This is a genomic window from Bradyrhizobium diazoefficiens (assembly GCF_016616235.1).
In the GTDB taxonomy this organism is placed as follows: domain Bacteria; phylum Pseudomonadota; class Alphaproteobacteria; order Rhizobiales; family Xanthobacteraceae; genus Bradyrhizobium; species Bradyrhizobium diazoefficiens_H.
Window position 1 is genome coordinate 814,845 of record NZ_CP067100.1, and the last position, 12,992, is coordinate 827,836.

The 12,992-nt window shown below is 64.5% G+C and carries 13 protein-coding genes and 1 pseudogene; 8 read left to right on the forward strand and 6 right to left on the reverse strand.

Annotated elements, in window-relative coordinates:
- Positions 1-30: 30 nt before the first annotated feature.
- The gene (locus tag JJB99_RS03790; protein WP_200497469.1) at positions 31-180 is read left to right on the forward strand and encodes an AAA family ATPase; all 150 of its coding nucleotides are present in this window, start codon (positions 31-33) and stop codon (positions 178-180) included.
- Positions 181-339: 159 nt separating this feature from the next.
- Positions 340-1,161, forward strand: coding sequence for a hypothetical protein (locus tag JJB99_RS03795; RefSeq protein ID WP_200497470.1), 822 nt, complete (start codon positions 340-342; stop codon positions 1,159-1,161).
- A gap of 161 nt (positions 1,162-1,322) precedes the next feature.
- Here the strand turns inward: JJB99_RS03795 and rpmB are convergent, their stop codons facing one another.
- Entirely contained in the window at positions 1,323-1,631 is a 309-nt protein-coding gene (gene rpmB, locus JJB99_RS03800; protein WP_200497471.1) for a 50S ribosomal protein L28, read from the reverse strand.
- Positions 1,632-2,141: 510 nt separating this feature from the next.
- Between rpmB and JJB99_RS03805 the strand changes: the two genes are divergently transcribed.
- The gene (locus JJB99_RS03805) at positions 2,142-2,957 is read left to right on the forward strand and encodes a DUF3108 domain-containing protein (protein WP_200497472.1); all 816 of its coding nucleotides are present in this window, start codon (positions 2,142-2,144) and stop codon (positions 2,955-2,957) included.
- Positions 2,958-3,118: 161 nt separating this feature from the next.
- On the opposite strand, the gene JJB99_RS03810 is transcribed toward JJB99_RS03805, so the two are convergent.
- Complete coding sequence (locus JJB99_RS03810) at positions 3,119-3,538, reverse strand: hypothetical protein (protein ID WP_200497473.1); 420 nt, start codon at positions 3,536-3,538, stop codon at positions 3,119-3,121.
- A gap of 31 nt (positions 3,539-3,569) precedes the next feature.
- On the opposite strand from JJB99_RS03810, the gene JJB99_RS03815 reads away from it, so the two are divergent.
- From JJB99_RS03815 to JJB99_RS03830, 4 genes are all read left to right on the forward strand, one after another.
- Positions 3,570-7,007 (forward strand): helicase-related protein, encoded by a 3,438-nt coding sequence (locus tag JJB99_RS03815; RefSeq protein WP_200497474.1) that lies wholly within the window; start codon positions 3,570-3,572, stop codon positions 7,005-7,007.
- Positions 7,008-7,059: 52 nt separating this feature from the next.
- Complete coding sequence (locus JJB99_RS03820) at positions 7,060-7,290, forward strand: S4 domain-containing protein (protein ID WP_246775138.1); 231 nt, start codon at positions 7,060-7,062, stop codon at positions 7,288-7,290.
- 132 nt (positions 7,291-7,422) lie between these two features.
- The gene (gene fdxA, locus JJB99_RS03825; RefSeq protein WP_200497475.1) at positions 7,423-7,761 is read left to right on the forward strand and encodes a ferredoxin FdxA; all 339 of its coding nucleotides are present in this window, start codon (positions 7,423-7,425) and stop codon (positions 7,759-7,761) included.
- 344 nt (positions 7,762-8,105) lie between these two features.
- Positions 8,106-8,912, forward strand: a complete 807-nt coding sequence (locus JJB99_RS03830; protein WP_200497476.1) for a CarD family transcriptional regulator — start codon at positions 8,106-8,108, stop codon at positions 8,910-8,912.
- Positions 8,913-9,018: 106 nt separating this feature from the next.
- Here JJB99_RS03830 and JJB99_RS03835 read toward each other — a convergent pair.
- Positions 9,019-9,390, reverse strand: a pseudogene (locus JJB99_RS03835) (winged helix-turn-helix transcriptional regulator).
- A 108-nt stretch (positions 9,391-9,498) separates the two neighbouring features.
- On the opposite strand from JJB99_RS03835, the gene JJB99_RS03840 reads away from it, so the two are divergent.
- Complete coding sequence (locus tag JJB99_RS03840; protein WP_200497477.1) at positions 9,499-10,203, forward strand: glutathione S-transferase family protein; 705 nt, start codon at positions 9,499-9,501, stop codon at positions 10,201-10,203.
- 47 nt (positions 10,204-10,250) lie between these two features.
- Here the strand turns inward: JJB99_RS03840 and JJB99_RS03845 are convergent, their stop codons facing one another.
- The 3 genes from JJB99_RS03845 to JJB99_RS03855 are packed head-to-tail and all read right to left on the reverse strand — an operon-like array spanning position 10,251 to position 12,982.
- The gene (locus JJB99_RS03845) at positions 10,251-10,784 is read right to left on the reverse strand and encodes a response regulator transcription factor (protein ID WP_200497478.1); all 534 of its coding nucleotides are present in this window, start codon (positions 10,782-10,784) and stop codon (positions 10,251-10,253) included.
- Positions 10,774-12,162: an ATP-binding protein gene (locus JJB99_RS03850; RefSeq protein WP_200497479.1), complete on the reverse strand. Its 1,389-nt coding sequence runs from the start codon at positions 12,160-12,162 to the stop codon at positions 10,774-10,776. Before JJB99_RS03850 ends, JJB99_RS03845 begins: the two co-directional genes overlap by 11 nt.
- Positions 12,134-12,982: an SURF1 family protein gene (locus JJB99_RS03855; protein WP_200497480.1), complete on the reverse strand. Its 849-nt coding sequence runs from the start codon at positions 12,980-12,982 to the stop codon at positions 12,134-12,136. The genes JJB99_RS03850 and JJB99_RS03855 overlap by 29 nt, the downstream gene beginning before the upstream one ends.
- Between the last annotated feature and the right edge of the window lie 10 nt (positions 12,983-12,992).

Consider the following 12,992-nt stretch of genomic DNA (forward strand, 5'->3'; position numbering starts at 1 on the left):
CGCAATTCTCGTGAGAATCATAGGGGCGAAATGTACTTAGCTGAATTGTCCATCAAGAATTTCCGTCGCTTAAGCGAAGCCACCCTTAGATTTGTACCCGGTCTTAACGTGCTCGTCGGTCCAAACAATATTGGTAAGACCGCAGTTGTCGACGCGCTTAGATGTGGCTTCGGAGGTTAGCGATGCTGCGAAAGCGAGAGTGCTGTTCAGTGGCATGTTTGAGCGCTCGCAAAATAATGTTCAGAAGGGAAGATTTACCGGTCTGTACCCACCGTCGTCGAGGTCGCCAATAAGCTGTCGGGACGCTCTGATATCGCCAATCGAACTGCACCTTCGGAGATGAGCGGCGCCTACTACATTCCGTACAAGAAGGCGGAGAAAGCCAAGCTACTTGCAGCCTACAAGAGCATGCTTGCATCTGCAGATATCGACGCGAGGGATGCGGTAATCCTCTGTCGCAGTACGAATTGGGTGGATGAGTGGCGAGGAGGCGGCGAAGCGCAGGGCCAGGGAATTGTAAGGTCGTTTATAGAAGCCACCATTATGCGCGACAAACTCGGCCGGTTCGACGAGGCTTTCGACAAGGCCTGTAAAGGTATTGTCGGCTTGTTAGGAGAGGACCATGGCGATCTAGTCGCAGTGCTGAAGAGAGGACAGCCGCGTGCCACAGCAATTCCTCTGCGGCGAGTCATCTGGTCGTTTGTACGAGGTGCGGACGATGGGTTGCCTTCTGGGAAACTACTCGCCAAGTCGCAGTGGCATCCGCTCTTGAAGGCTCGGTTGCTTGCGCTGCTTCAACGGTTAGAGACCGAGTTCTCGCTCGCGCCCGCAGATAACGTCGGTCAGAAGTTGGCGAACAAGGCCTTGTCCGATGCTCCGATTATCGAGCTATCTGATCTCGCCGGCAACCAAAGCGGGCCTATGCATGTGTCCACAGTTCATCAAGTGAAAGGCGAGAGCATTAGCGCCGTTATGTACGTTGCTGACAAGGCGCAGGTGCGGAGTATGCTCGACGGAACTCATACCGAGATTGGGCGGATCGGGTACGTTGCAGTCACTCGTGCACGTAATCTCTTTGTTCTTGCCGTACCAGAGAGCTGTGTCGAGGATTTTGTGTCTGAGTTCGCTGCGTGCGGATTACTAAAGGCAGGTTCATCCTAGCGCGAGCGACGCGTAGACGTAGAAAGCTGCATCCAATTTCGCGTGTCGCCTTCCCACCAACAAAAACGGCCGGATCTTCCGATCCGGCCGCAACGCAAAACTCTACCGGCTAAGCCTACGCCACGCGACGCAACCTAGCCCCCGCCCAATTCCAAAAATCTTTAGCTCGCCTTCTTCGCCGGCGCGGTGTCGCCGACCTTCTTCTGGATGGCGCGCTTCAGGTCGACCGCGCGCGGCGACAGGGCCTCGGTGTTGGCCTTGAGCAGGAAGGCATCGAGGCCGCCATTGTGGTCGACGCTCTTGACCGCGTTGGTGGAGACGCGCAGGCGCACGTTGCGGCCGAGGGCTTCCGAGATGAACGTCACGTTGACGAGGTTCGGCAGGAAGCGGCGCTTGGTCTTGATGTTGGAGTGGCTGACCTTGTGGCCGACGAGGGGGCCCTTGGCCGTCAGTTCGCAGCGGCGAGACATGGCATCAATCCTTAGGTTCGAACCCCCAACGATGTGCGGCCGCCATTCGGGGCGCCACGGGGGCTAATTCTCTGTCCTTGCAGGGAGCGGCGGACGTATAGGGGGAAGGGGCGGGTAGTCAAGGATTTGGGCGGGGGTTGCGCCGCTCGGGCGGTGCGCTCCCTCCCCCGCGCGCGGGGAGGGTTGGGGAGGGTGCCTCCGCGGCGGGGCAGTCGTGAGTGTCCCCCAGAGGAGAGAGCCGTCACCCGCGCTGCGCGCGACCTCTCCCGCACGCGGGAGAGGTTAGCCCGCCCGCTGCCCCGATCACCAAAACGGCAATGATTGAAACCGCTTACCATCACATAAACGGCGCAATCGGGCCTGAAGAGTCAGCCCAAGTTCCAGGCCGGACAGGCCCGGACACATTGTCTGCCGCGGTTTTTGGCTTAAGTAACAGCCGTCGCGCCCCGATTGGAAAGTTTCGTGCTCAGTTCTCCCCGACTTGCGCTCCGGCCGCGCTCGGCTCGCCGGATGGCCTTCGCGGCCCTGTGCGGGCTCGCCTTGGCGTGGGGCGCGGAGCCCGTGGCGGCGCAGGGCAAGCTCGAGGCGCAGTATGAGGCGACGCTGGCGGGCATTCCGGTCGGCAAGGGTGCCTGGAACATCGATATTGGGGAGGACGTGTTCTCCGCCGCAGCCTCCGGCGGCACCACGGGGATTTTGAAATCCTTCGCGGGCGGCTCGGGCACCGGCGCTTCGCAGGGCCGCGTCGTTGGCGGCGCGCTGGTTGCGACCGCCTACCAGGCCTCCACCACCACCTCGAAGAAGACCGAACAGATCCACATCACGCTCGACAAGGGCAATGTGAAGGAGTTCGGCATCGTGCCGGAGCCGCCGGTCGATGCCGACCGCATCGTCGTCACCGATGCGCATCGCCGCGGCGTCTGGGATCCGATGACGGCCTCGCTGTTGCGCGTGCCCGGCACCGGCGACCCCGTCACGCCGGAGGCCTGCCACAACTCGGCGCCCGTGTTCGACGGCCGCATGCGCTACGACCTCAAGCTCGATTTCAAGCGCATGGAGAACGTGAAGGCCGAGAAGGGCTATCACGGCCCGGTCGTGGTCTGCGCGCTCTATTTCGTGCCTGTGGCCGGCTACATCCCCGACCGCCCCGTGATCAAATACCTCGCCGCCCAGCGCAACATTGAGATCGCGTTTGCGCCGGTCGCCGGCACGCGCATCCTGGTCCCGTTCTGGCTGAAGGTCCCGACGCCGCTGGGGCCGGCGATGCTGGAAGCGACAAGCTTCATCACCTCCGCCCAGCCGCCGCGCGTCGCGAAGACGCAGTGATCTTACCCTCCCCCTCCAGGGGAGGGTAAGAAAGCACGCAAATTCAATGGCTTGCCTACTGTGCATGGGGTTGTTTTCGCAACTTTTGCCTTGCCGCCCCCGAATCCGGGAATCCATTTGACTCCGCCCCGATTCTGATTCGACTCCGCGCCGTCCCCAACTTAACCGATTGCGCCCTCGAAACGCCGCTTGTGCGGCAGCGCAAAACTCCATCTAGTGCGCACGCAAAACGAGTCCCGCAACATCTTGCGTGAACGGAACGGGACTCCCGGGGGAGTCAGCGATTCGGCCGCGATTCGTTCTGGAGTCGTTCCGAAGCTTAAAGCGAACGGGAAAAGCGTCGCAAAGTGAGACAGTTGCGCGAGGTTCGGGAAGGCAGCTTCCACACTCACCGTGTCATCGCCCGGCTTGACCGGGCGATCCAGTACGCCGAGGCGGATGTGGTCGAGCGGACAGGCCGCGGCGTACTGGATGCCCCGGTCAAGCCGGGGCATGACCGCGGAGAGCGGCGCGGCAGCGGAGCGATCGGAGACGCAGCCAACAAGCACCAGTCCCCGACCCGCCCCAAACAGCACTGACATTTGCCCCAATCGCCACTACCTAATCCCCCAGATGGCTTTTTCTCCCTCCCCCTTCGCTTCCGAGCGCGCCGCCGGCGCTGGCGTCACTGCGGTGCTCGGGCCGACCAACACCGGCAAGACCCATCTCGCCATCGAGCGGATGCTGGCGCATCCCTCCGGGATGATCGGCCTGCCGCTGCGCCTGCTCGCGCGCGAGGTCTACAACAAGATCGCCGACCGCGCCGGCGTGGAGAGCGTCGCGCTGGTGACCGGCGAGGAGAAGATCAAGCCGAAGAACCCGCGCTACTGGGTCTCCACCGTCGAGGCGATGCCGCGCGACCTCGACGTCTCCTTCCTCGCCGTCGACGAGGTCCAGATCGCCTCCGATCTCGAACGCGGCCACGTTTTCACCGACCGGCTGCTCAACCGCCGCGGCCGCGACGAGACGCTGCTGCTGGGCGCCGCCACCATGCGCCCGATCATCGAGCGGCTCTTGCCGGGCGTCTCCATGATCACGCGGCCGCGCCTGTCGAGCCTCGAATTCGCCGGCGACCGCAAGATCACCCGCCAGCCGCGCCGCACCGCCATCGTCGCGTTCTCGGCGGATGAAGTCTATGCCATCGCCGAGCTGATCCGCCGTCAGCATGGCGGCGCCGCCGTGGTGCTGGGCTCGCTCTCGCCGCGCACCCGCAATGCGCAGGTCGCGATGTTCCAGAACGGCGATGTCGACTATCTCGTCGCCACCGACGCCGTCGGCATGGGTCTCAATCTCGACGTCGACCACGTCGCCTTCGCCTCCGACCGCAAGTTCGACGGCTACCAGTTCCGCCGCCTGACGCCGGCCGAGTTCGCGCAGATCGCCGGCCGCGCCGGCCGCGCCACGCGCAACGGCACCTTCGGCACCACAGGCCGCTGCGCCCCGTTCGAGCCCGAACTCGTCAACGCGCTCCAGAACCACACCTTCGACAACGTGAAGGTGCTGCAATGGCGCAACTCGAAGCTGGATTTCGCCTCGCTCGGCGCGCTCCAGGTCTCGCTGAACCTCGCCCCCGGCCAGGCGCTGACGCGCGCGCCGGTTGCCGAGGACATGCGCGTGCTCGACCATGCCGCCCGCGACGTCGAGGTGCGCGATATCGCGCATGGCAAGGCGGCGGTGGAACGGCTGTGGGAGGCCTGCCAGGTCCCGGACTACAGAAAACTGTCCCCGGCGGCCCATGCCGAGCTCGTCACCACGCTGTACGGCTTCCTGATGAAGAAGGGCTGCATCCCCGATTCCTGGTTCGCGGCTCAGGTCGACCAGGCCGACCGCATCGACGGCGACATCGACACGCTGTCGGCCCGAATCGCGCAGATCCGCACCTGGACCTTCGTCGCCAACCGCCCGGACTGGCTGAAGGACCCCGAGCGCTGGCAGGGGATCGCGCGGGAGGTCGAAAATAAATTATCGGATGCGCTCCACGAACGCTTGACTGAGCGTTTCGTTGATCGCCGGACCAGTGTATTGATGCGCCGCCTGCGGGAGAACACGAGCTTGAATACTGAAATCGGCAAGACCGGCGAAGTCATCGTCGAAGGCCATGTCATCGGCCGCCTCGATGGCTTCACCTTTGCACCGGATGCGGCGGAAGCCGGCTCTGATGCGAAAGCCTTGCAGGCTGCAGCGCAAGCGGTGCTCGCCGGCGAGATCAACGCGCGCGCCGAAAAGCTCGGCAACGCGCCGGACGAGCAGTTCGTGCTGACCTCGGAAGGCATCATCCGCTGGACCGGTGATGCCGTGGCGCGGCTGTCCGCCGCGGACGAGGCGCTGCATCCGCGCATCCGCATCATCTCCGACGAAAGGCTCACCGGGCCGCCGCGTGACAAAGTGCAGGCCCGCCTCGAGCTCTGGCTCAAGACCCATATCGAAAAACTACTCGGGCCGATGTTCGAGCTGTCGAAGGCCGAGGACGTCACCGGCATTGCCCGCGGCATCGCCTATCAGCTGGTCGAGGCGCTCGGCGTGCTCGAGCGTCCGAAGATCGCCAACGAGCTGAAGGATCTCGACCAGCCCTCGCGCGCGACCTTGCGCAAATACGGCGTCCGCTTCGGCGCCTATCACCTCTATTTCCCCGGCCTCTTGAAGCCCGCCGCACGTGCGCTCGCCGCGCTGTTGTGGGCGCTGAAGCAGGACAATGTCGATCTGTCCTCGCTCTCCGGCGCGCAGCATCTGGCCTCGTCCGGCCGCACCTCGTTCCCGGTCGACAAGGCTCTGCCGCGCGATGCCTATCGCGTGCTCGGCTACAAGCAGGCTGGCGAGCGCGCCGTGCGCGTCGACATCCTGGAGCGCCTTGCCGATCTGATCCGTCCCGCTTTGGCCTGGCGCGAGAACTCGCCCGGCGAAAAGCCCGCCGGCGCGTTCGACGGCCGCAGCTTTGTCGTGACGCAGGCGATGACCTCGCTCACCGGCTCGGCCGGCGAGGACTTTGCGTCGGTGCTGCGTGCGCTCGGCTATCGCATGGAGAAGCGCCCGCCGCTGCCGCCAAAGCCGGCGGCGCCTGCCGCGGAGACGGTTGCGGCCGAGACGCCGCCCGCTGAGGGCAGCGCGGAGACCTCGACCGAGACCGCAGCTGAAGCGGTCGCCGGTCTGCCGGCCGAGGCTGCCGTTTCCGATATGCCCGCTGCTGAAGCCATCACCGTCGAAGACGCGCCGGGCATGGAGCCGCACGACGAGGGAGCGGCCGAAGCGCCGGCGCTCGAAGCTTCGCCCGAGGCTCCCGTCACGTCCGAGGACGCTCCGGGCATCGCACCGCCGGCGGAAGAACCTGCTGCGCCGACGGGGGAGGCTGCTGGCCTTGAAGCCGCACCGGCCGAGGCCGCTGCGACGGAAGCCGCCGCATCGGCCGATGCCGCTGCGCCTGTGGAGGCTGCGGCTGCGCCCGCCGAGCCCGAGCTCGTCGAGGTCTGGCGTCCCGGTGGCCGTCACGAGGACCGCAAGCCGCGCCACGAGCGCCATCGTCACCAACGTCATCAAAATCAGCGCCCGCAGGCCGGTGCCGAGGCTGGCGCTGCGCCCGCTGAAGGTGAGGCGGCGCAAGGCACCGACGGCGAGAAGCGTGGCGAGCGCCATCGTCACGGCGGTCATCGTCGCGACGGCGGCAGAGACTTCCGCAAGCCGCGCGAAGGCGGCGGCGAAGCTGCGCCGCGCCAAGAGGGGCGGGACGACAGGGGGCGTGACGACAGGAATCGTCGCTTCGAAGGCAAGGATCGTGACAAAGACCGCGACAACAAGGGACGGGACCGCGACAAGGGCAAGTTCGGCGGCGATCGCGACAAGGGCCGCGACAATCGCGGCCGCGACCGCGACAAGGGGCGTGACCGTCAGGGCGGTCCCTCGCTGCGTCCCTACGCCTCGAGCGCGAACCCGCGCGAGCGCGATCGTCCCGCCGATCCGAACTCGCCCTTCGCAAAGCTCGCCGCGCTGAAAGAGCAGCTCTCGGGGCGGAAGGAGTAATCCCACGACGACCGAGCGGCAGCGCATCGACAAATGGCTGTGGCACGCGCGGGTGGTGAAGGCGCGCACCTCCGCGGCTGAGCTGGTCGTCACCGGCCACGTCCGCGTCAATGGTGAGCGCGAAAAATCGCCGGGCCATGCGGTCAAGATCGGCGACGTTCTCACCATCGCGCTCGATCGCACCGTGCGCGTGTTGAAAGTGACCGCCTTCAACGAGCGCCGCGGCGACGCCGCCTCGGCGCGCGTGCTCTACGAGGAGCTGAGTGAAGCAAAGCGCAATTAATTGCGGTCAGAATTCACTTCTTGGCCGATCACGCACATAAAGCCGTCATGATCGGGCGTTCCCGACCTTGCGGCGCCGGGCCATCCGCGCTACGCAAGCCGCGACTTTTAAAAGAGCTTTTCGGAGCGTTGGATGACTTACGTCGTCACTGAAAACTGCATCAAGTGCAAGTACACCGACTGCGTCGAGGTCTGCCCGGTCGACTGCTTCTACGAGGGTGACAACATGCTCGTCATCCATCCGGACGAGTGCATCGACTGCGGCGTGTGCGAGCCGGAATGCCCCGCCGACGCCATCAAGCCGGATACGGAACCGGGGCTGGAAAAGTGGCTCCAGGTCAACGCCGACTACGCCAAGAGCTGGCCGAACATCACCCAGAAGAAAGAATCACCGGCCGACGCCAAGGAATTCGACGGTCAGGAAGGCAAGTTCGAGAAATATTTTTCTCCGAACCCCGGCTCCGGAGACTGAATCAGGGGCAAACTTAACCCTAATACCTTCGTCGGCGCCGAAAACCAGTCACAAAAGTCCCTAAATCATTGATTTTTGCGGGAAATGTGCTATATTGGGCACATTAAGCCGAACCCCGTCAGCCCCGTTGGCCCCTCTGGGTTCCCGTGAAACCAAATGTCGAACAGGGGCGTGGCAGTTTCCGCGCGCAGGCTGTGTCACAGAAAACGCGTAAAAAGAGTACTTCAGCGAGGGCCTCCCATAAGGTGGCCAAGAAAGTCGCCGCGGCCAGCCGTAGCGCATCCAAGGGTCGGACCGCGACGAAGGCGCCGGCTGCAAAGTCCTCGAAGAACAAAAGAAGCGCAATGCCTCACAAGACTGCCAAACCGGCCGCGAAAGCGACCGCTGCCAAGCCTGCGGCTGCCAAGCCTGCTACAGCCAAGGCTCACGCTGCTGCGAAGCCCGCTGCGAAGGCTCCGGTTGCTGCTGCTCCTGCCAAGGCTCCCGTTGCTGCCAAGCCGGTCGTGAAGGCCGCCGCACCCGCGCCGAAGGCCGAGGAAAAGAAGGTCGTGACTCAGCGTCAGGGCTTCAAAGCCAATGAATTCGTGGTCTATCCCGCTCACGGCGTCGGGCAGATCCTGGCCATCGAGGAGCAGGAGATCGCCGGTGCGAAGCTCGAGCTGTTCGTCATCAACTTCATCAAGGATAAGATGACGCTGCGCGTGCCGACCGCCAAGGTCGCCAATGTCGGCATGCGCAAGCTGTCCGACCCGGCGCTGGTCAAGAAGGCGCTCGAGACGCTCAAGGGCCGCGCCCGCGTCAAGCGCACCATGTGGTCGCGCCGCGCCCAGGAATACGAAGCGAAGATCAATTCGGGCGACATCGTCGCGATCGCGGAAGTCGTGCGCGACCTCTACCGCTCGGAGTCGCAGCCGGAGCAGTCGTACTCTGAACGCCAGCTCTATGAAGCGGCGCTCGATCGTCTGTCCCGCGAGATCGCGGTGGTGCAGCACTCGACCGAGACCGAAGCGGTCAAGGAGATCGAGGCCCAGCTCGCCAAGAGCCCGCGCCGCAACGCCAAGGCGGAAACCGCCGAGGGCGAGACGGATGCCGAGGGCGAGACCGACGACGGCGATGGCGACGATACCACCGTCGCCGACGAGGCCGCGTAAGCTCCTCTTGCGTCGATCGCAACAGATCAAAAGCCCGGCCTTTCGGCCGGGCTTTTTGTTTTGAACGATAGCTGTCGTCGTTCGGCGATGTTGGTCCTGCGCAGGATCAAATCGGGGGTGCGCGTCGCGTCGAGCCGATCCCGGTCTCGCGGCCCTCTCCGCCGGCCAATGGTGCGACGGTCGACCACCAGTCGCCCAATGCGTCGATCAACGGCACGAGCGTGTGACCGGCGGAGGTCAGGTCATACTCGACCCGCAGCGGATATCCATCGAATTCGGTGCGAGTCACGATGCCGGCATCCTCCAGCTTGCGAAGCTCCAGGGCGAGCATCCTGTGCGAGATGGTCGGATTGTCCCGGCGCAGGTCGCTGAAGCGCTTGGTGCCCTACTTCAAATAGTAGATCAGAAGCGTCGGCCAGCGACCGCTCAGAATCTGCATCACCTCCTCGATCGGACATCTCGACACGAGATCTTTCATCGGCGACTCCCGGTTACAAAAAAGTTCGCAATTTACTTGATGCAGCGAGTGGCTAAAGGTCTGGCATCGCTGCGCAGCGTGATCATCAGAAATCACGGAGAATAGATCATGGACCCAATTCTAATCTACGGCTTCCCGATGGGAAGCTCCATGGGGCTCGTTGCGGCTCTCGAATGGCTGGGCAAGCCGTACCGTTTGTGTCGCGTCGACATGCTCGGCGAGATGCGGAGCGCCTCCTATGCCCGGGTCAACCCGCGACATGAGACGCCTGCATTCATCACGGAGCAAGGCGAGCTGTTGACGGAAACAATGGCGATCGCGGCCTGGCTCGAAGCCAGGGACGTCGAACGGCGCGTGAGCTTCGATCCTCTGTCGCGAAAGGCCGATCGCATGCATCAGCTCATGGCGTTCGTGAATACCGGTTTCACTGCCGCCTTCACGCCGCTCTGGGTCGCAATGGAAGCCGAAGGGATGGAGCCCGCAATGAAGTCGGCCTTGCGGAATTTTGGCAGGATGAAGGTGATCGAGCGCCACGACAAGCTCGAAGCGATGATCGATGCGGGGGAATTCCTGCTCGGCGACCGGCCGACCCTCGCCGACGCCTTGCTGGCCGGTGTTGCGCGCTGGCTCGATTTCCATGCTGTTGCGGAGAGGAGCCGTTGGCCGAAGCTGGCGGCTCTGCGAGCTCGCCTCGAAGCCGATCCTGCTGTGGTCTACGCCACCGCTTTGGAGAATGGAGCCTCTGATCCGGGAGCAGGATATTGTGCAGGCCACATCGCGCTAGCCGATGTCATTGCGCGGTTCGGCAAATAAGCGTCTCAAGAGAGAAAGAAAAGTACGAGGACCTCGACGCGGTCCTCCTACTTCACAGGTCGCTTCTCAAGCTTCCTCGCCAGCGTGCGGCGGTGCATCCCCAGCCGTCTCGCCGCTTCCGAGATATTGAAATCCGTTTCGATCAGGGTCTGGTGGATGCGTTCCCATTCCAGCGTCTTGATCGAGGTCGGCCTGGTATCGAGCGCGACTTCGGCGTTGCCTTCGGCCTTGTTGAAGGCGGCCTCGATGTCGTCGGTGTTCGAGGGCTTGGCGAGATAGTGGCAGGCGCCGAGCTTGATCGCTTCGACGGCGGTGGAGATGCTGGCAAAGCCTGTGAGCACCACGATCAGCATGTCAGGGTCGTGGGTGTGCAGCAGCTCGACGCAGGCGAGCCCGGAGGCGCCGCCGAGCTTGAGGTCGACCACGGCATGGCCGAACGAGCGCTCCTCCAGCACCTGGCGCACCTCCTCGATGGAGGCCGCCAGCACGACCTCGTAGCCGCGGCGCTCGAACGAGCGCTTCAGCGTGCGCGCGAAGCCCGCATCGTCCTCGACGACGATCAGCGAACGGTCAGACGTCAAACTTGCCTCCGATCGCGAGCGTGGCGAGCGGCAGCGTCAGGCGCACCGTGGCACCGCGCTTCCTGTGGTTCTCGGCAGTCACGGTGCCACCGAGCTTGCGCACGACATTTACCACCAGGAACAGGCCGAGCCCGCCGCCGGCGCGGCCCTTGCTCGACTGATAGGGCTTGCCGAGCTGGGTCAGCATCTCCGGCGCAAAGCCCGGGCCGCGGTCGCTGATCGCCAGCACGAGATTGTCGCCGTCGCGCTCGGCGACGAGCTCGACCCAGTCGCGCGAGACCTCATAGGCGTTGTCGAGCACGTTGAAGATCACCTGCTTCAGCGCGACGTCGGAGACGATCGCGACATCCTCCCCGAACGTATTGACGAAATAGAGCGTGCGCGCCGAGCGCGCGTTGCGCCACTCCTCCACCAGTGCGGTGACGAAGGCCGTGACCGTCGTCGGCGAGGAGCCTTCGCCGCGCGCCTCGCCTGCCGACACCAGAATGCCGGTCACGATGGACTTGCAGCGTTGCAGCGAGGTTTCCATCTCCGCGAGATCCTCGGCGAGCTCCTGGTTGGCGGCGAGGTCCGGCATGCGGCGCCAGTCGCTGAGGATCACCGACAGCGAGGCCAGCGGCGTGCCGAGCTCATGCGCTGCCCCGGAGGCGAGCAGGCCCATGCGGACGATGTGGTCCTGCTCGGCCGCATGCTGGCGCAGCGCCGCCAGATGCGCATCGCGCGAGCGCAGGTTTCGATTGATGCGAGTCACGAACACGACCAGCAGCACGGCGTTGAGCATGAAGCCCAGCAGCATGCCAGTCACGGTGAGAGTGTAAGTCTCGCTCAGCAAGTTCGGCGGCAGATCCAGCGGCCTGTAAGACAGCGTCAAGCACACGAAGCTCGCGCTGGTCAGTGCCACCAGAGACCAGGTCGAGCGCGCATCGAGCAGCACGGCGCCGAGCGTCACCTGAAGCAGGAACAGCGAGGTAAAGGGATTGGTGGCGCCGCCGCTCAGATAGAGCTGCGCGGTCAGGGCTGCAACGTCCAGCATCAGCGAGACCAGCAGCTCGTTGTTGGTGACGGCGGCGCGGTGGCGCACCCACACCAGGCTCGAGACATTGAGCAGCACCAGCGCCCCGATCACCGCGCCCATCCGGGGCAAGGGCAGGGGAATGCCGAGCCAGAAATGCACGCCGCCGATGGTGACGATCTGGCCGACCACTGCGGTCCAGCGCAGCTGGATCAGCAGCGCCATGTTCTTGCGGTTGGTCTCGTCGTCGGTCGGCGCAGCGCCGATCAGCTCGCGGCGCGCGTCCGCCTGCGATTGCAGCGTGACCACGAGCTCGCCAAGTGCTTGCGTCCTTCCGTCAGGCCTGTTCGACGATCGTTCCAGCATCTGATCCCGTCCTGCGCACGGCGGCATCGTGGCCGCTGGCCGGTTCGTGGACGAAGCGCTTGCGGCGGAACAGCCCGCCGCCGAATGTGACGAAAAGCCTACCGGCCAGCATGAAAGCCAGAGCAAACCACGTCAGCGCGTAGATCAGGTGGTTATTGGGAAAGCGGATCACGGTCAATCCGCCGATTGGCCCGCCGGCGGATTGTGACCCGGCGTCGGCATCGACGAAGAATGGGGCGACATCGTGCAGGCCGCGCGCCGCCGCAATCGCGGCGACATCCCGCGAATACCAGCGGTTGTGTTGGGGAACGTTGTTCCGGAGGAAGCCGCCTTTCGGCTCCGTCATGCGGAGCAGGCCGGTGATCTCGACCTCGCCTTGCGGATTGCCCTCCTGCCGCGTCGATGCCTCGCGCCGGTCGCTCGGCACGAAGCCGCGGTTGATCAGGATCTGCGTGCCGCCGCTGCGCGCAAGTGGCGTCAGCACCCAATAGCCGGGGCCTTCCTCAGTGACCGCCTGAACCAAAGTTTCGCGGTCATGGAGGAAGCGGCCGGCGACGCTCACATGCCTGTATTCGTCGTTCGTGGTCGAGACCTCGGGCCATGAAGCCGGTGAGGGGATCGGCTGGGCCGGGGCATGGACGCGCTGCTCGACACGGTCGATCAGCGCCAGCTTCCAGGCCCGGCGCTCGACCTGCCAGATTCCGAGCGCGATCAGAAGAGCAAAGGCGGCAAGCGAGAGGACGGTGAGCCACAGGGAAGGACGCGCAGCCTTGCCGCGCGCCCCGTTTTCCTCTTCTGTCTCGGTCCCGGTTTTGCTCACGTCAGAGGCT